Source organism: Novosphingobium sp. Fuku2-ISO-50 (assembly GCF_001519055.1).
In the GTDB taxonomy this organism is placed as follows: Bacteria; Pseudomonadota; Alphaproteobacteria; order Sphingomonadales; family Sphingomonadaceae; genus Novosphingobium.
In genome coordinates this window covers 483,045-500,761 of the sequence record NZ_KQ954286.1, presented here as the reverse complement: position 1 = coordinate 500,761, position 17,717 = coordinate 483,045, and the positions used below count along the sequence as shown (strand labels likewise).

The following is a 17,717-nucleotide window of genomic DNA, read 5'->3' as shown; positions in this document are numbered from 1 at the left end:
GTAGTCCGCAAGAAAATGACGGACACCGCTGGAGAGAGAGGTCTGGGGATATGAGGGGCAAGCTTTGCCTGATGGCTGGCGTGTGCGCCGCCACTTTGTCACAACCCGTTTTTGCGCAAAATGCCAAGCCGGGGGCGGCGCCTGAAACAAACGGGATTCAGGAAATCATCGTTACGGCACAACGCCAGTCACAGCGTCTTCAGGAAGTTCCCATCGCGGTCAGCGCATTTTCTGCCCAGGCGCTTGAGCGTCAGCAGATCAAGACCACCAGCGACTTGCAATTGTCTCTGCCCAGCGTAACATTTACAAAGACCAACTTTACCTCATCGAGCTTTACCATTCGCGGCATCGGCGACTTGTGTGTCGGTGAAAGCTGCGACAGCGCGACGGCGGTTCATCTCAATGACGCGCCGCTGTTTCAGACCCGCCTGTTCGAAGGCGAATTTTTCGATCTTGGGCAAGTCGAAGTGCTGCGCGGGCCCCAGGGTACGCTGTTTGGCCGCAATGCGACCGCCGGCGTGGTCAATTTCCGCACAGCGCCGCCGGTTTTGGGTAAATTCGAAGCGTCCGGCGACATCGAATACGGCAATTACAACGCGGTCAAAGTCAAAGGCATGATCAATGTGCCGTTGACCCAGACTTTGGCCGTGCGTGCCTCGGGCTATTACTTGCGTCGTGACGGCTATACCACCAATCTCTATGACAATTCGAAGATCGACGGTCGCGACATGTACGGACTGCGCGGTTCGTTGCGGTGGGAGCCGTCATCGCGCACCACTGTCGACATCGTGGCGCAGTATTTCCATGAAAACGATTCGCGCATGCGCATTCAGAAGCAGGAATGCCAGACCGACCCGACCGGGATTCTGGGCTGTCTCAATGCGTCGCAAGGCACCGGCGTGACGAATGCGAACTCGACGCTGGCGAGCGTGCTGACTTCGAAGGAGTTCTTCGCCACCCAAGGGCTGCCGACCGCGCTTGCGCTGGGCAGCGTCTATGGCGCAAACCTTTATGGCAATGCGCAGAACCCGACCGATCCGCATCAGGTCTATACCGGGTTTACCCCCCGCTATTATTCGGTCGATACGATACTTCAGGGCACCTTGAAGCAGGAAATCGGCGACAAGCTGGATCTGCGGATCGAGGGCAATTACGAATATACCAACGTCGACTCGATGCAGGACTACAACAACGCGATCCAGGATCGCACGTTGATCCAGCCTGCGCTCAACACTCTGGCCTATCTTGCCAGCGGCGCGGCCGGTGCGGGGCTCGCTTCGTATCTCGGCCCGGCAGTCAGTGCGCTGATGCCGCAGGGCCCGGCGGGCCCGATCTGCACGTCCTTGCCGAATGGCAGCGGCACGGGCATCTATGGCGGCAACAGCGTCTGCTCGAACGTCCCCTTGTCGTTCGACCGCTCGGATCAGGTCAGCGCGGCATGGTCGACAGAAGCGGTTCTGACCTCGAAGTTCGACGGCAGGCTCAACTTCCTGCTCGGCGGGATCTATAGTCACAACCATATCAGTTATAACGATTATGACGTCGACTCGTTCGGGCTCGATTATTTTGCGGGTGTGGTCGGGTCGCTCGGCAACATGGCGGCAGGGCGCAGCCCCGGCTATCTGGCAACGCCGTTCTACGACAACAACACCAATTACTACACCTTGAACTCGTTCGGAATTTTTGGCGAAGCCTATTACAAGGCCAGCGACACAGTGAAATTGACGCTCGGCTTGCGCTACAACGACGACAAGAAGATCATGTCGGCGCGCACGACGTTGTTCAACTGGCCGACCGCATACGGGACAGCCAATGCCTATTCTTCGCCTTATGCGGCGTATTTCAACGCCGATCCCAATTCGGCGACGCCGGTTCCCAACGCGGTCAATACCAGCCATGGCCGCGCCCTGACCGGACGTGCGGTGCTCGATTGGCAGATCACCCCCGACAACTTGCTCTATGCCTCGTATTCGCGCGGCTACAAATCGGGCGGGATCAATCCGCCGCTGTCAAATATCTTTACCGTGCCGACGACGTTCAAGCCCGAATTCGTCAATGCCTTTGAAATCGGGTCAAAAAACAGCTTTGGCCATGGGCAGCTGCAATTGAACCTGACCGGGTTTTTCTATCTCTATCAGGATTTGCAACTGTCGCGCATCGTCGCGCGCACGTCGGTCAACGACAATGTCAGCGCCCATATCTACGGCGTCGAAGTCGAAGCCGTCCTGCGTCCGATCCGTCCGTTTACGGTCAACATTTCGGCCAGCTATCTGCACACCGAAGTGTCGAGCGATGATTACCTGGCCGACCCGCGCGACTTTGGCGGGGGCCGTTCCGACGCGGTGATCATCAAGGACATCACCAACGGGGCAAACTGCGCCGTCGTGCCCAACACGCCCGGCAATGCCGCCGCTTCCAACGGCTTTGTCGATCAGGTCAATGGCGCGATCAATGCCGGCGCCATCCCGGGGCTCGCTGCGGGTGCCGGGCTGCAGGGCACCACGGCCTTTCCGCAGGGCGGCGGGATTGCCTCGACCGGCGCTTACTCGGTCTGCGCCGTGTTGGCGGGGCTTGCAGCGACCGACAGCGGGGCCAACGGGGTCACCGTCCTGTCCGACGGGGTCAAGGTCAACATCAAGGGCAATCAACTGCCCGGTGCGCCGAGCTACAAAGTCACGATCGGGGCGCAGTATGAAATTCCGCTCGACCGCATGGTGCTGACGCCGCGCGTCGACTTCCACTTTACCGGGGAATCGACGGGCAGTGTGTTCAACGGCGCGGTCAATGCGGTGCCGTCCTACATTCAGCTCAACGCGCAGGTCCAGCTCGATGGGCCGGACCACAAGTGGTACTTGCGTGCCTTTGTCGAAAACCTGACCAACAACAACGCGATCACCGGCCTTTATGTGACCGATCAGTCGTCGGGCAATTTCACCAATATCTTCACGCTCGATCCGCGCCGCTACGGCATCGCGGCGGGCTTCAAGTTCTAACCGGGTTGGGGGGACCGGTCCCGATCAGGGACCGGCAAGGAGGAAACGCCGGGGGCCCCAAGCCTCCGGCGTTTTTTCATGTATTCCCTATTATTTTAAGGATGTTCAGCGCCGCGCGATATAGCCGTCCTGCCAGTCGAGCACGGTCAGATAATTGCGCAGCCGGTTGGTCTCCAGCTTTGCCAGCAAGGGGTTGTCGTGAAAGGGCATCACGGCTTCGGCAACCGCCTCGGCCCAGGGCGCGGTGGCCTCGAACAGCACGCCAAGCCCGAATACGGCCGGGACATGGGCATAAAGCAGGCGTCGCTCGCCCGCTTCGGCCTGGCGGCAGAAATCCTCGATCGCGGTCAGAACGCCGTTGCGAGGGCCCCCCGATTGCAGTGCCCAGGCAAAGTGGCCGCCGCCGCGAAAGCCCCGGCTGATTCTGTACCCCGTGTCGTCGAGCGTAACCCCGGCATCGTGGCTGCACGGTTGACGATATTCGTGCGGGATGCGTTCGGGCGCATAATACATGTCGCGGCGCGAACAGGGCCAGCCGACGTCGTGCAGGATGGCCAAAAGCGGCTTGCCGTCGCGCCGGGCCAGGGCGTCGGCGGCGCTCAGTTCATGGAGCACGGTATAATAATTGTGATCGCCGTCGATCAGCCAGGCGTCGATTCCCGACAGGCCCGCGAGGACGTCCAGGCTCGGCTGTGCGATGTGGTGAACGTGGGGCTGTGTGGCGGCCCAGTCGATGAATTCGGGCGCAGGGGAAGGATCGATCGCGATCAGATCGCCACCGCGCTTTGCGCAGAAATCGGCCAGCGGCTGAGTCATGCCGCCGAATTCCGCACCGATCTCGACGATCGTGCGCGCGCCGGCCAGATCGAGCACGCCAAGGATAAGGTCGCCGAATTCGGCCATCGAATGAATCAGGAGTTCGCTCATGCCACCGTGTCCGAACAAGTCATGGCGACCTGCTAAAGACTTGTGGTTGGCAAAGCCTTGTGCGGCCCCTACGCGGTCCCGCTAAGGCGCGTGCGGCGGACATGACGGATCACGGCGGCAACCCGCGCGGCAATGCCTGTAACGGAAATGCCTGTAATGGGAATGGTGGACGCACTTGGGCTCGAACCAAGGACCCGCTGATTAAGAGTCAGCTGCTCTGCCAACTGAGCTATGCGTCCATTCCCGTTTCGGACCTGCCTCATGGCGGAGGGCAGGGTGGCTGGTGGACGCACTTGGGCTCGAACCAAGGACCCGCTGATTAAGAGTCAGCTGCTCTGCCAACTGAGCTATGCGTCCATCACCACAGTGCCGCAAACCGGCGTGGGAAGCGCCCCCATAACGATTTCTGCCGTCGTGCCAACCCCGAATCGTTCGCCCTGGCGTAATTTTCCAACCGAGGCAGAGCAATCTTCTAGCCGAGGCCGCCGGGCGCACGCCGCGACCAACGGTCCACGGCCATGATCGTGCCCACGCAGATCATGTTCGTCATCATCGAAGACCCGCCGTGGCTGAGGAACGGCAGCGGGATGCCGACCACCGGGGCAAGCCCCATGACCATCATCATGTTGATGCAGACATAGAAAAAGATCGTCGTCACCATCCCGGCGGCAAGCAGGCGGGAAAACCGGTCGGGCGCGCGCATGGCGACTTTCAGCCCCCAGTACAGAACGATCGTAAACACTGCCAATACGAACAGCCCGCCGATCATGCCCCATTCTTCGGCCATCGTCGCAAAGACAAAGTCGGTGTGCGCCTCGGGCAGGTAATCGAGATGGCTTTGCGAGCCGTTGCCAAAGCCCTTGCCGAACATGCCGCCCGACCCGATCGCGATCTTTGACTGGGTGATGTGATAGCCCGAGCCAAGCGGATCGCTTTCCGGATCGAGGAACACCAGCACCCGCTTGCGCTGATAATCGTGCATCACGAAAAAGAACATGATCGGCGCGGCGATCGAGGCGCCGATCCCGCCGCTGACAAACAGCCACAGCGGCAGACCGGCAATGAACATCATCACCAGCGCGCCAAAGCTGATCGCCAGCGCGGTGCCGAGATCGGGTTGCAGCATGACAAGCCCCGCCGGGATCAGCAGGATCACGATCGGCGGCACGATCGCGCGCCAGCCGCGGATCTCGTTCATCGGCAGCATCGCATAGAACCAGGCGAGCACGAGCACGATCCCCGGCTTCATCAGTTCCGAAGGCTGCAGCGTCATGAACCCGAGATTGAGCCAGCGCTGGCTGCCCCCGCCAATCCGCCCGATCAGCTCGACCAGCACGAGCAGTCCGCACAGCACCACATAGCCGGGCAGCGCGATGCGCTTGAACCAGTCCTGCGGCACGCGTGCGAGCAGCATGGCCATGACCAGAAAACCGAAAAAGCGGATGACATGCATCGCCGCCCAGGGCTGAAGCCGTCCTCCGGCCGCCGAATAGAGCACGGCGCCGCCGAATATCGTCAGCAGGCTGAGCGGGATGATCACTTGCCAGGGCTGACGCGCCAGCGCTTGCGGGACATAGGCGCGCGGCATCATTGCGGGGCGGCTCCGCTGCTCGGCGCCGGAGTGGGCGGCGCGGACGAAGGCGCGGGCGTCGGCGAAGCCTCCGGCTCGGGCGCGGGGCTTGCCGCGTCGGTTACGGGGGTGGCGGGCTCGTCGTCGCGGTTGTTGGCGTCGGTCTGATCGTTTGCCGCGTCGTCGCTGGGCGGGGCGGGGGCGGTGGCACCGTATTTGGCGGCATAGGCGGCATATTTGGCCGCCATGCGTTGTTGTGTCGTGCCGCCCCACTGGCTTTCATAATCGGTGAGCACGGCCATCGCCTTGTCCTGATCGAACAGATAGGTCATGACATCGCGCGCGATCGGATAGGCCGAGCCCGAACCGCCGCCGTGTTCGATCGCCACCGCGCAGGCATAGCGCGGCTTGTCGAACGGGGCGAAACAGATGAAGTGGCCGTGATCGCGGCGTTTCCACTCGCCGCCCTTGCCGTTGCCGAGATTGAGCCCGACGACTTGCGCCGTCCCGGTCTTGCCCGCCATCTGGACGCCCGGAATCGGGATTCGCGCCTTGCCCGCAGTCCCGCGCCCGTTGACCACTTCGTTCATCGCGGCATGGATCAGGTCGAGATGATCCTGGCGAAATCCCATCGAAGGCGAAGGCGGGGCGTGACGGTCGAGAATCAGGCGCGGGCTGTGCTTCAGCCCCGAGGCCAGGCGCGAGACATAAGTCGCCTGCTGCAAGGGATTGACCAGCATATAGCCCTGGCCGATCGTCGCGTTGACGGTGTCGTAGACCGCCCACTCCTTGTGATACTTGCGCAATTTCCACGCGGGATCGGGCACCGTGCCATAGGACTGGCCGGGATAGGGCAGGGGGAAGGACGAGCCCAGGCCCATCCGCCGCATCATCTTTGCGATCGCATCCATGCCGATCTGTTGCGCAAAGTGATAGAAATAGACGTCACACGACTGATAGATCCCCTTCATCATGTCGGTCGTGCCGTGGCCGTGATGATTCCAGCAATGGAATACCCGGTTGCCGACGCGCAGGCCGCCCGCGCAATTGACCGTGGCATGGGGATCGAGCCCGGCTTCGAGGAAGGCCAGCGCGACCATCGGCTTGACTGTCGATCCGGGCGGATAGAGCCCGCGCAGGACTTTGTTGCGCAAGGGGACATGGTCGTCTTCGGACAACATCTTCCATTCGATGCGGCCGATCCCGTCGGAAAACGAATTGGGATCGTAGCAAGGCATCGACACCATCGCCAGCAAGTCGCCGGTCAGGCAGTCCATCACCACCACCGACCCGCTTTCGAGCCCGATGCGCCGCGCGGCATATTCCTGAAGCCCGGCGTGAATGGTCAACTGGATCGGCTGGCCGGGAACGTCTTCGCGCGTACCCAGTTCGCGCACCACGCGCCCGCTTGCCGTCGCTTCGACGCGGCGCGCGCCGGGCACCCCGCGCAGGCGCATTTCAAACACCTTTTCAAGGCTGTCCTTGCCGATCTTGAAGCCCGGTGTGATCAAGAGCGGATTGTGTTCGCGCACATAATCGTCGGCAGACGCCGGGCCGACATAGCCGACCAGATGGCCGACGGCGGCACCCGAGGGGTAAAACCGCGAAAAACCCCGCTGCGGGATCACGCCCGGCAATTCGGGCAGCCGCACGCTCACCGCGGCAAACTTGTCCCAATCGAGCTTGCTGGCGACTTCGACCGGCTGAAACCCGCGCGACTTGTCGATCTTGTCCTTGATGTCGGCAAGGTGATCGGGCGTCAGACTGAGCAGGCTCTGCAATGTCGACAGCGTGGCATCGGGATTGTCGAGCCGGTCGGGAATCAGGTCGACGCGGAAATCGGCGCGGTTCGACGCCAGCGCGGTGCCGTTGCGATCGAGCACCCAGCCGCGCCGGGGCGGGATCAGCGAAAGATTGACCCGGTTGCTTTCCGAGGCGGCGCGATACTTGGCATTTTGCGCGACCGCGAGATATCCCAGCCGCGCCGCCAGCAGCAGCCCGACCCCGCCTTGAACCGCGCCGAGCAGAAAGGTGCGCCGCTCGAACGTCTGGGTCAGCCGCGCGGCCGTCATCGGCAGCTTCTGCTTCTTCATCGGCGTCTAAAGCCTCCGCAAGGGGAGGAGGCGCACGCGGTCGAGCAGCGCGACAAGCCGGTTGACCACGGGAAACAGCGCGACCGTCGTCAACCATTGCGGCCCGATCGTCAGCGGCAAGGGATAGCCCGCCGCAAATCCCGCGACGCTTGCGCCAAGCAGCAGATAGGCGCTGAGCAGCACCGCCGCCGCCAGCCAGTCCTGCATGAACCCGCGCCACAAGAAGCGTTCGTCGATCACGTCCATCGCCAGCATCGCCGCCGACCACAGCACGATGCCCGATCCAAACGGTTGCCCGCTGTAAAGATCATCCCACGCGCCCAGCGGCAGCCCCGCCCAGACCGGCAGGAAGCTGGGGCGCAGCATGCGCCAGCCAAGCAGCGTCATGAAGGCAAGCGGGGGAATTACCGGGGCCGAGGCGATCACCGGCGAAAACGTCACCAGCGACATTGCCATGATCGAGACCCACGGCAGCCCCACCGCCAGCCAGGGTAACGGCGCGCGGTTGATCGGGCGATGCGGTGTCGCGTCGCGGCCCGTGGCAAGGCGAGTCGAGGCCGGGCGTGTCACGGCAAGGCGCGGGATTGCAACCACGGCTCAGTTGTCATCCTTGGGCGGCGGCCCGGCGGCCTTGACGCTGGCAGACATCGCCGCGACGGCCTCGCCCTTGTAGATCGGCAGCACGAGGACATAGTCGGTCGCTGCCGGGTCGGCTGCCAGTCGCCCTTCGGCCCCGTCACGCCGCGCTTCGGCAACGACAGCGACCGGAACGCCGGGGGGATAGATCCCGCCCGAGCCGGAAGTCACGAAGATATCGCCCGCATGGAGCGGATTGTTGCCCATGGTCAAAAGGCGGATGGCGATCTTGCCATTGGCGGCGCCCTGGACAAAGCCGGGCAGGCCATCGGTGGCGCGGCGCACCGGCACGACGTTATCGGCATCGCTGATCAGCAGCACGCGGGCGGTATCGCGGCTCACTTCGACCACCCGGCCGACCAGCCCTGCCGCGCCGCGCACCGGTTGGCCGGCGCGCACCCCGCGCGCGGCCCCGGCGTCGATCACGGCATAGCGTCGCGCGCTCGCTGCGGTCGATCCGATCAATCGCGCGGCGCTGACCGGCGGCGCGGCCTGATCGACAATGCCCAGCAATGCCTTGAGGCGGCGGTTTTCATCGGCGACGGCGCGCGTGCTGATCGCGGCGGCGCGGGCGGCGGCGATTTCGTGAGTCAGTTCCAGGTTTTGGCGGCCGGTGTCGAAATAGGCGCTGAACGCCGCCACGATACCCGCGCCCGAACGGCGCGCCGCCGACGAGGCTTCGCCCACCGGCGCCCCGATCTCGCTCGCTGCACCGCGCAAAAAGGCAAATGCCCCGGGATCGAACAGCGACAGGCCAAGCGCGACCAGCCCGACAATGATGCCCACAACGGCAATCACATAGCCGGTAAAAATGCCGTATTGCGCCCTGCGCGAATAGCCCGGGCGCAAGTCTCGCGACCGCGCCATAAAAATCTATTCCCCTTCCGATCGCTCCCGATACCAGGACCGATGTTGTCCTGGCACCGGTTGCGATGAAGTCTTGCTGAACGACGGTGCCGGGCCGGGTCGAATCGGCCCGTACCGCCTCAGGCGGTCATCAGCACGCCGCGATAGATCGGATCTTCCATCGCGCGGCCCGTGCCCAGCGCGACGCAGCTCAGCGGATCTTCGGCAACCGAAACCGGCAGGCCGGTTTCTTCGCGCAGATGTTCGTCAAGCCCCTGGATCAGCGCGCCGCCGCCGGTCAGCACGATGCCCTGATCGACGATGTCGGCGGCCAGTTCGGGCGCGGTGTTTTCCAGCGCGATGCGCACGCCTTCGACGATCGCGCCGATCGGTTCGGACAGCGCTTCGGCGACATTGGCCTGGCTGATGGTGATTTCCTTGGGCACCCCGTTGACGAGGTCGCGGCCCTTGATGTGAATGATTTCGCCGACGCCGTCCGCCGGGATCGTGGCGATGCCATATTCCTTCTTGATGCGTTCCGCCGTGGCTTCGCCGATCAGCAGGTTATGATGGCGGCGGACGTAGGAAACGATCGCTTCGTCCATCTTGTCGCCGCCGACGCGCACCGACGTGGTATAGGCCAGGCCGCGCAGCGACAGCACGGCGACTTCGGTCGTGCCGCCGCCGATGTCGACGACCATCGAGCCGACCGGTTCGGTCACGGGCATGTCGGCGCCGATCGCGGCGGCCATCGGCTCAAGGATCAGGAATACCTGGCTGGCACCCGCATTGCTGGCCGCGTCGCGGATCGCGCGGCGTTCGACCGACGTCGAGCCCGAGGGTACGCAGATGACGATTTCGGGGTAGCGCAACACGCTTTTCTTGCCGTGCACTTTCTGGATGAAGTGCTTGATCATCGCCTCGGCCACTTCGATGTCGGCGATCACGCCGTCGCGAAGCGGGCGGATCGCCTCGATGTTGTCGGGGGTCTTGCCCATCATCATCTTGGCGTCGTCGCCGACGGCCTTGACGCGCTTGATCCCGTTGATCGTCTCGATGGCGACGACCGAGGGTTCGTTGAGCACGATTCCGCGATCCTGGACATAGACCAGCGTATTGGCTGTGCCGAGGTCGATCGCAATGTTCTGGGAACCGAACTTGAAGAATCGAGAAAACATCGAAGCCATCAGGAAATCCGTCGAATCAGCGGGTTGGCACGCAATCACATGCCGAACCGAAACTTGGGTGCACGAGCGAAGGCTGCCCATTAGCGCAACGCCGGCGCAAAACCCACCCATTTGTGTTGCACAATTCGGGATAACCCATGCCGTCCGTCTCGAAAAGCGGTGGGTTCGGCGCTAGGCTGGGCAAATGGCATCCGAAATCCGCGAGATCCGCAGGCTACCCGAACACCTCGTCAATCGCATCGCGGCGGGCGAAGTGGTCGAGCGCCCGGCCAGCGCGCTGAAGGAACTGGTCGAAAACGCGATCGATGCCGGGGCGTCGCAAATCGCGGTGCGCCTGTCCGAAGGCGGGCTGTCGCTGATCGAAGTGAGCGATGACGGCTGCGGCATGCGCGCGGACGAGATCGCGCTCGCGCTGGAGCGGCATGCCACCTCGAAACTGCCCGAAAGCCTGATCGGCAGCGACAGCGCGCTCGAACGCGTGGTCACTTTGGGGTTTCGCGGCGAAGCGCTGCCCTCGATCGCCTCGGTCGCGCGGCTGACCGTCGAAAGCCGCTCGCGCGAAACCGGCGAAGCGTGGCGGCGCGTGGTCGATCATGGCGACCTGATTGCCGACGGCCCCGCCGCCTTGCCCCCCGGCACGCGCGTCCGGGTGGAGGACTTGTTTGGCCGGGTTCCCGCGCGGCGCAAATTCCTGCGCTCGGCGCGTTCGGAATGGGCCGCCGCGCTCGATGTCGTGCGGCGGCTGGCGATGGCCCGGCCCGACATCGGCTTTACGCTCGAACACGATGGCCGCCGTGCCTTGCAGGTGCAGCCGGGCGATCGGCTCGATACGCGGGTGGCGCAGCTGGTATCGCGCGATCTCGTCGCCAATTCGGTCGCGGTCGATCTGGCGCGCGGGGCGTATCATCTCGTCGGGGTGGCGGGCCTGCCGACCTATAATCGCGGCGTCGCCGATCATCAGTATCTGTTTGTCAACGGACGCCCGGTCAAGGATCGCCTGCTGATCGGGGCGGTGCGCGGGGCCTATGCCGACATGCTGGCGCGCGATCGCCATGCCGTGCTCGCGCTGTTCCTGACGCTGCCTGCCGAGGAAGTCGACGTCAACGTGCATCCGGCCAAGACCGAAGTGCGATTTCGCGATTCGGCGCTGGTGCGCGGGATGATCGTCACCGCGCTGCGCCAGGCGCTGTCCGAAGGCGACCGCCGCGCGGTGCAGGCGCCCGATGCTGCCGCGATGCAGGCCTGGCAAGTCGAGCCGGTGACCGAACACCAAAACACCCTGTTTGCCCGCACGTCGCCGAGCCTTGGCCTTGCCGCGCCCAGGCTGGGCGAGGCGGGAGCGGCCTGGCGCGGCTATGAAGCGGCGGTGATGGCCCCGCCGCAGGCGCGCGCCGAGCCTGCCGCTGCGCCGATGCCCGATCCGGTCGAGCATCCGCTGGGCGTTGCGCGCGGGCAAGTCGCGCGGACGTATATCGTCGCCGAGGCGGACGACGGGCTGGTTCTGGTCGATCAGCACGCCGCGCACGAACGGCTGGTGCTCGAACGCCTGCGCGCCGCCGGGGCGGGTGGAGGTCGGGCCCCGGCGCAGGCGCTGCTGCTGCCTGAAGTGGTCGAACTGGACGAGCCCGATTGCGACCGGCTGGAAGAAGCGGCGGACGATCTCGCGCGCTTTGGGCTGGTGCTCGAACGCTTCGGCCCAGCGGCGGTGCTGGTGCGCGCGGTTCCGGCGGCGCTGGGCAAGGGCGATCCCGCCGCGCTGGTGTGCGATGTCGCCGACGACCTGACGCGCCATGGCGCCAGCCTGCTGGTCGGCGAAAGGCTCGATCTGGTGCTGGCGACCATGGCCTGCCATGGCTCGGTGCGCGCCGGGCGCGCGCTGTCGGTGGCGGAAATGAACGCGCTCTTGCGCGAAATGGAGGCAACGCCCCGCTCGGGCCAGTGCAACCATGGCCGACCGACCTGGATCAAGCTGGCCCATGGCGACATCGAAAAACTGTTCGGGAGAACCTGATGCGCAAAGCCACGATCGCCGCCCTGCTGTTCGCGCTGCCGTTAGCTCTGGCCGCCTGTTCGGGCGGCAAGCCCGACGCCGCGCCGCAACTCGCACTGCAACCGATCCTCTATTTCGACGTCACGCAAAACAAGCTCTATGGCTCGGGCTGCAACTTCGTGCCGTCAAACGGCGGCATGGGCGCAGTCTTCCTCGCGCAAGCCGAACGCGGCCTGATCAAGGTCGATGATCACATCGTGGACATCCCGCTCGCCCCCGACGCCACCCCCCTGCCGCAAGGCGCCCACACCCGATACGCGGGCCCACTCTACAGCGCAGCCCTGACCCCCGTACCGGGCGGCAAGCCCAAGACCATGGGCGTCATCACCGTCTTCCCCGCCCACCTCGTCATTGCCGACGCCAAGCGCCAACCCATCTACGACGCCACCGGCGACGCCCAATGCAAGCCGATGTAGCGGCGGTCCTCGGTGGATCGGTGCAGGGCTGCCGTTGGGAAGGGCGGACATTGGCCGATTACGGTCTAGCGGCTTTAGGGCCGATGATTTAGTAAACTTGCCATTCCCAATTCCTATCGGAAATGGGCGCACGGTACCCAAAACGTCCGCAGACAGGGCACCCTGTTATATCCCAGCGAGAAGGGAGAGGACACAGTGGCTCACAAGATTTTTCTAAGTCACAACCACCATGACAAGCCTTTGGTTGAGGCTGTCGCCGTCCGGCTTGCTGGCATTTTCGGCAAAGAACAGGTCTTTTACGATTCGTGGTCAATACGCCCCGGTGACGGCATCATCGAGCAAATGAGCAAAGGGCTCGACGCGCCAGAGTTCGTCTTTTTCTTCGTGTCAGCTGCGAGCCTCGCAAGCGGTATGGTCAAGCTAGAGTGGCAAAATGCACTCTACGCGGCCTCTCAAGGCAAAACGCGCATCATTCCCGTGAGGGTGGACGGCAGCGCAATGCCCGCCGTGCTGCTTCAGACCTTGTATATCGACATGCATTCCATGGGTTTGGAGGTAGCGATTGCGCATATTGTCAGCATTACGCAGGGCGATGCATCCTTCACGCCGCAGTACCTTGGTTTTTCAAATCTGACCTTCACGGCTTCGTTAGTCCAGGACGGCGCAATCGACATAGTAGTGCGCGCGTCTCACCTGATGGAACCCAACGTCAAATTCGTAGCGCTTGTCGACAATCTTGAAGCTGAAATTGGCTGGGAAACTCCAGGCGTCCCCATGAATGTTAGCGGCTACAATGCTGATGTCCCACTTAGCAACGGAGTAGTTACGAACGGAGTGTTCCTGCAGCCTTCGGGGGCCGCATTGACTCCATCTCATCCCGTTCGCTTGAGACTTACCCGGAAGGGCGAAGCACCAATCGCCTTTAGAGGCCTCTTGCATGAACGCGGGGAAAACAATTGGGTGCCCGTCCCGCCCGTGTCTGGGTAAATTGCTCGCGGTCTATTCTCCAGGTGCTGGAGACATCGATGCGTTTCACTTTCGCGAAAAGTTGCCGGTCCGCGTCAGGTTGGATCCTAAGTCGCCCAGAATGACCGAGATGTGGCGCGAACCGGCCTAAGGGAACGCAACCCACGCCTCTATTCCCTTCGTCATGCCGGACTTGATCCGGCATCCAGCGGGCCGTTGGGCGCCGGGGCTGGCAGGGGAGCGAAGCCAAGGCCCGGGGCGAGGTCGTGCCAATCGGGATTGAGGGTCTGGATCAGCGCGATCTTCCAATCGCGGCGCCAGTTTTTCAACTGCTTCTCGCGCCCGATGGCCCGCGTCATGTCGTCGTGCAGTTCGTAATAGACCAGCCGTTTGACCTGATGGCGCGCGGTGAAGCCGTCGAGTGTCCCGCTGCGATGCTGAGCAATGCGGCGCATCAGGTTGCTCGTGACCCCGACATAGAGTGTGCCAAGGCGATCGCTGGCCATGATATAGACGCAGGGCTGGCCTTCTTCGTGCATGACCTCTCTTAGCCCGTTCGGGAGATAGCGTCCGGGGCGAACCGGCACCGATTTGGCGCGGCCGGCGCGTGGCTGCACGCTGGATGCCGGATCAGGTCCGGCATGACGGATATGCGCGGGGCAGTATCCGGAATTGGCGCCGATCTGTGTTGTGGGGCTACGGCCTCAGTCGGTGCCTTGCGGGTCGCGGGTGCGGACCATGGCGCGGCTGGTCATGCTCATGACCATGACACCGTCCTGGTTGAAGACGCGGGTTGCGGCGCGGAAGAGGCCGCGGTCGGGTTTGGTCTTGCTGCGGCGTTTTTCGAGCAGTTCGATTTCGACGCTCAGCGTGTCGCCGGGGTAGACCGGGCGCAGCCAGCGCAGATCGTCGACGCCGGGGGAGCCGAGGCCTTGGTGGCCGGTATTCTTGTGGTTTTCGACCAGCATCGCCATCGTCATCGCGCACGTGTGCCAGCCGCTGGCGGAAATCCGCCCGAAATGCGTCTGCGCCGCCGCCGCATCGTCGAGGTGAAACGGCTGCGGATCGTATTCCGTGGCAAAGGCGATGACGTCTTCGCGCGTGACGGGATAGGCGCCGAACCGCTGGACTTCGCCCACGACCATGTCTTCGTAGAATTGCATGGTCGTGGATTTGCCCGCTTGCGCCGGGTGTGTCAACGCGGCTTAGCCGATCGCTTAAACGTTGAAGCGGAAGTGCAGTACGTCGCCGTCCTTGACGACATAGTCCTTGCCTTCCTGGCGCAGCTTGCCCGCATCGCGCGCGCCGCTTTCGCCGCCCAGCGCGATATAGTCGTCAAAGGCGATGGTTTCGGCGCGGATGAAGCCGCGTTCGAAATCGGTGTGAATTTCGCCTGCCGCCTGCGGGGCGCGGGCGCCCTTGTGCACGGTCCAGGCGCGCGCTTCCTTGGGCCCGACGGTGAAAAACGTGATCAGGTGCAGCAGTTCGTACCCGGCGCGGATCACCCGGTTGAGCCCGGTTTCATGCAGGCCCATCTCTTCGAGAAAGGCCAGCCGTTCGTCGGTGTCCATGCCGACGAGATCGGATTCGATCGCGGCAGACACGATTACCGCTTCGGCGCCTTCGGCCTTGGCCTTTTCGAACACGCGCGCCGACAGGGCATTGCCGTTGGCGGCGCAGTCTTCATCGACATTGCAGACATAGAGCACGGGCTTGGCGGTCAGCAGCTGCGCCTGACGGAATACGCGCAGTTCCTCCTCATCCTTCGGCTCGGTCAGCCGCGCGGGCTTGCCTTCGCGCAGGAGGTCCAGCGCCTGGCCCAGCACCGAGGCCATGATCTTCGATTCCTTGTCGCCGCCGGTCGCCTTTTTCTGCGCGGCGGGGACTCGCTTTTCGAGGCTTTCGAGGTCGGCCAGCATCAGCTCGGTCTCGACCGTTTCGGCATCGGAAATCGGATCGACCTTGTTGTCGACATGCTGAATGTCGTCGTTTTCAAAACAGCGCAGCACGTGGACGATGGCGTCGACTTCGCGAATGTTGCCGAGGAACTGGTTGCCCAGGCCTTCGCCCTTTGACGCCCCGCGCACGAGCCCGGCGATGTCGACAAAGCCGAGCTGGGTCGGGATGGTCTTTTGGCTGCCCGCGATCGCCGCCAGTTTGTCGAGGCGCGGATCGGGCACGCCGACATTGCCGACATTGGGCTCGATCGTGCAGAACGGATAATTCGCCGCCTGCGCCGCCTGCGTTTCGGTCAAGGCGTTGAACAGCGTCGACTTGCCGACGTTGGGCAGGCCCACGATCCCGCAGCGAAAACCCATGTGCGTGTCACTTTCCTGATGCGCCGCTGGTGTCAGCCCAATCGGGCGCGGCCGTTTCCATTTGCCCGCGCGATGGTATCCCTTTGGCCCAAGGTCAAGGGGGCAGGTGCGCAGCCTGCGGTTTGGCGCGCCTGATTCATCGAAACTTCAAGGCTTGGCGGCATGATGGCGCGGCAATGAAACGGATATTTGCCTCTCTTCTCCTTGCTCCGGGCCTGATTCTGGCCGGTTGCGGCCATCATGACCCTGCGGCGCGGTTTGCGGAGGCCAAAGCGGCGTTTGCTGCCGAAGATTATGGCCGTGCGCGCGCGGCGGTGCTTGCCGGTCTCGAATCCGATCACGGCAATCGCGAGATGCTGCTCCTGCTGGCGCGTGCCGATCTGGCGCTGGGCGATGGCGACGGGGCGGGCAGCGTGCTGACGCAACTGGCCGATCTCGGGATGACCGGGGTGCCATGGACCGAGCTGAGTGCCGAGGCAGCCTTGCTGCGCGGGCAGGCGCGCGAGATGGACAGGATTTTGGGCGACGATCAAAGCGCGGTCGCCTGGCGGCTGCGTGGCGAGGCGGCGCTCGCCGCGAGGGACAGCACCTCGGCGCTGGCCGATTTTCAGCATGGCATGGCGGCCGGCAACGATTTCCGGCTGGCCGTGGACTATGCCCGGTTTCTGATCGACGGCGATGACATCGACGGGGCAGAGCGCGCCTTGCAGATCATGCGCAAGACGGGCGCCGAACGGCTCGATACCTTGCTGATCACCGGCACGATTGCGCAGCATCGCGGGCAACTCGATGCAGCCGAGCGGGCCTATGGCGAGGCGGCAAAGCGTTTTCCGGCGCGCGCCGAACCGCTGGTTGCGCTGGCCGATCTGGCCGATCTGCGCGGGGCTCCCGACGTGACCGCGCGCTATGCCGATCAGGCGCGGGCGATTGCCCCCGATCAGCCGCAGGTCTTTGCGCTGACCGTGCGGGTCGCGGCGGAAAAGGGCGATTGGGCCAAAGTGCGCGACATGCTCGGCCCGCGCGAAAGCTCGCTGGATTTGCGCAGTTTCGAAGGGCTGGCCTATGGCGAGGCGCTGCTCCATCTCGGCCATGCCGAAGCGGCGCGGGCGATCTATCAAAAGGCGCTGCTGCTCTCGCCGCAAAACCCGTTTGCCCGATTGATGCTTGCCGAATCCGATCTGGCGGCAAACGACGGGGCCGGGGCGCTTTCGACGATCCGCCCGCTGGCCGACAGCGTGCTGGCGGGGCCGCGCGAACTCGATGTGGCGATCCGTGCGGCGAGCATGGCGCACGATCCGGTGCTGGCGCGCTATTCCGAACGGCTGCATTCGCCGCAACTGGCCGCGATCAACGCCGCTGCCGAGCAAGCGCAGGCGGCCATGGCGCGGCGCGACTGGTCAGGCGCGCTGGCCGCCTATCGCGCGATTCCCGGCTATGACAGCGATGCCGAAGTGTTGAAGCGCCTGGCGGCGGTGGCGACCAACCTGGCGCAGCATGACGCAGCGCTGGGCTTTGCCGATCGCGCGCTGGCGCTTGATCCGCGCAATCCCGACATGCTGCACATGGCGGGGCTGGTCCGGCTCAATGCCGGGCGCGATCTGGATACGGCGCAAACGCTCATGCGTCAGGCGCTGGAGCGCGATCCGACCAATCGCGTGTTTCGCGCCGATTTCGCCCGCGCCGGGGGCTGATCCCCGGAAAGGCAATGGCCTGAC

14 protein-coding genes and 2 tRNA genes are annotated in these 17,717 nt (G+C 63.9%); 5 read left to right on the top strand and 11 right to left on the bottom strand.

Annotated elements, in window-relative coordinates; all coding sequences use genetic code 11:
* Nucleotides 1-50: 50 nt before the first annotated feature.
* Entirely contained in the window at nt 51-2,993 is a 2,943-nt protein-coding gene (locus tag AQZ50_RS05100; RefSeq protein WP_197412379.1) for a TonB-dependent receptor, read from the top strand.
* Between the two features lie 105 nt (nt 2,994-3,098).
* Here AQZ50_RS05100 and AQZ50_RS05095 read toward each other — a convergent pair whose 3' ends face one another.
* From AQZ50_RS05095 to AQZ50_RS05060, 8 genes are all read right to left on the bottom strand, one after another.
* On the bottom strand, nt 3,099-3,920 hold the full coding sequence (locus tag AQZ50_RS05095) for a class I SAM-dependent methyltransferase (protein ID WP_067743412.1): 822 nt from the start codon (nt 3,918-3,920) through the stop codon (nt 3,099-3,101).
* A 163-nt stretch (nt 3,921-4,083) separates the two neighbouring features.
* A tRNA-Lys gene (locus tag AQZ50_RS05090) sits at nt 4,084-4,159 on the bottom strand.
* A 42-nt stretch (nt 4,160-4,201) separates the two neighbouring features.
* A tRNA-Lys gene (locus AQZ50_RS05085) sits at nt 4,202-4,277 on the bottom strand.
* A 115-nt stretch (nt 4,278-4,392) separates the two neighbouring features.
* Nucleotides 4,393-5,508 carry a rod shape-determining protein RodA gene (gene rodA, locus AQZ50_RS05080; RefSeq protein WP_067743408.1) on the bottom strand — a complete coding sequence of 372 codons (1,116 nt, stop codon included), beginning with the start codon at nt 5,506-5,508 and terminating at the stop codon, nt 4,393-4,395.
* The gene (gene mrdA, locus AQZ50_RS05075; protein ID WP_067743405.1) at nt 5,508-7,583 is read right to left on the bottom strand and encodes a penicillin-binding protein 2; all 2,076 of its coding nucleotides are present in this window, start codon (nt 7,581-7,583) and stop codon (nt 5,508-5,510) included. Before mrdA ends, rodA begins: the two co-directional genes overlap by 1 nt.
* 6 nt (nt 7,584-7,589) lie before the next feature.
* Entirely contained in the window at nt 7,590-8,177 is a 588-nt protein-coding gene (locus tag AQZ50_RS05070) for a rod shape-determining protein MreD (protein ID WP_231730114.1), read from the bottom strand.
* Between the two features lie 3 nt (nt 8,178-8,180).
* Nucleotides 8,181-9,086, bottom strand: a complete 906-nt coding sequence (gene mreC / locus AQZ50_RS05065; RefSeq protein ID WP_067743404.1) for a rod shape-determining protein MreC — start codon at nt 9,084-9,086, stop codon at nt 8,181-8,183.
* Between the two features lie 119 nt (nt 9,087-9,205).
* Nucleotides 9,206-10,252 carry a rod shape-determining protein gene (locus tag AQZ50_RS05060; protein ID WP_067743402.1) on the bottom strand — a complete coding sequence of 349 codons (1,047 nt, stop codon included), beginning with the start codon at nt 10,250-10,252 and terminating at the stop codon, nt 9,206-9,208.
* A gap of 184 nt (nt 10,253-10,436) precedes the next feature.
* Between AQZ50_RS05060 and mutL the strand changes: the two genes are divergently transcribed.
* From mutL to AQZ50_RS05045, 3 genes are all read left to right on the top strand, one after another.
* Nucleotides 10,437-12,263, top strand: a complete 1,827-nt coding sequence (gene mutL, locus AQZ50_RS05055; RefSeq protein WP_067743400.1) for a DNA mismatch repair endonuclease MutL — start codon at nt 10,437-10,439, stop codon at nt 12,261-12,263.
* Nucleotides 12,263-12,718 carry a hypothetical protein gene (locus AQZ50_RS05050; protein ID WP_067743398.1) on the top strand — a complete coding sequence of 152 codons (456 nt, stop codon included), beginning with the start codon at nt 12,263-12,265 and terminating at the stop codon, nt 12,716-12,718. The genes mutL and AQZ50_RS05050 overlap by 1 nt, the downstream gene beginning before the upstream one ends.
* 195 nt (nt 12,719-12,913) lie before the next feature.
* The gene (locus AQZ50_RS05045) at nt 12,914-13,705 is read left to right on the top strand and encodes a toll/interleukin-1 receptor domain-containing protein (protein WP_067743395.1); all 792 of its coding nucleotides are present in this window, start codon (nt 12,914-12,916) and stop codon (nt 13,703-13,705) included.
* 161 nt (nt 13,706-13,866) lie between these two features.
* Here AQZ50_RS05045 and AQZ50_RS05040 read toward each other — a convergent pair whose 3' ends face one another.
* The 3 genes from AQZ50_RS05040 to ychF form a co-directional block, all read right to left on the bottom strand.
* On the bottom strand, nt 13,867-14,223 hold the full coding sequence (locus AQZ50_RS05040) for a GIY-YIG nuclease family protein (RefSeq protein WP_067743392.1): 357 nt from the start codon (nt 14,221-14,223) through the stop codon (nt 13,867-13,869).
* Between the two features lie 165 nt (nt 14,224-14,388).
* Nucleotides 14,389-14,847 (bottom strand): MaoC family dehydratase, encoded by a 459-nt coding sequence (locus AQZ50_RS05035; protein WP_067743389.1) that lies wholly within the window; start codon nt 14,845-14,847, stop codon nt 14,389-14,391.
* A 54-nt stretch (nt 14,848-14,901) separates the two neighbouring features.
* Nucleotides 14,902-16,002, bottom strand: coding sequence for a redox-regulated ATPase YchF (ychF, locus tag AQZ50_RS05030; protein ID WP_067743386.1), 1,101 nt, complete (start codon nt 16,000-16,002; stop codon nt 14,902-14,904).
* A 176-nt stretch (nt 16,003-16,178) separates the two neighbouring features.
* Here ychF and AQZ50_RS05025 point away from each other — a divergent pair, with 176 nt between their 5' ends.
* The gene (locus tag AQZ50_RS05025; RefSeq protein ID WP_067743903.1) at nt 16,179-17,693 is read left to right on the top strand and encodes a tetratricopeptide repeat protein; all 1,515 of its coding nucleotides are present in this window, start codon (nt 16,179-16,181) and stop codon (nt 17,691-17,693) included.
* Nucleotides 17,694-17,717: the final 24 nt, after the last annotated feature.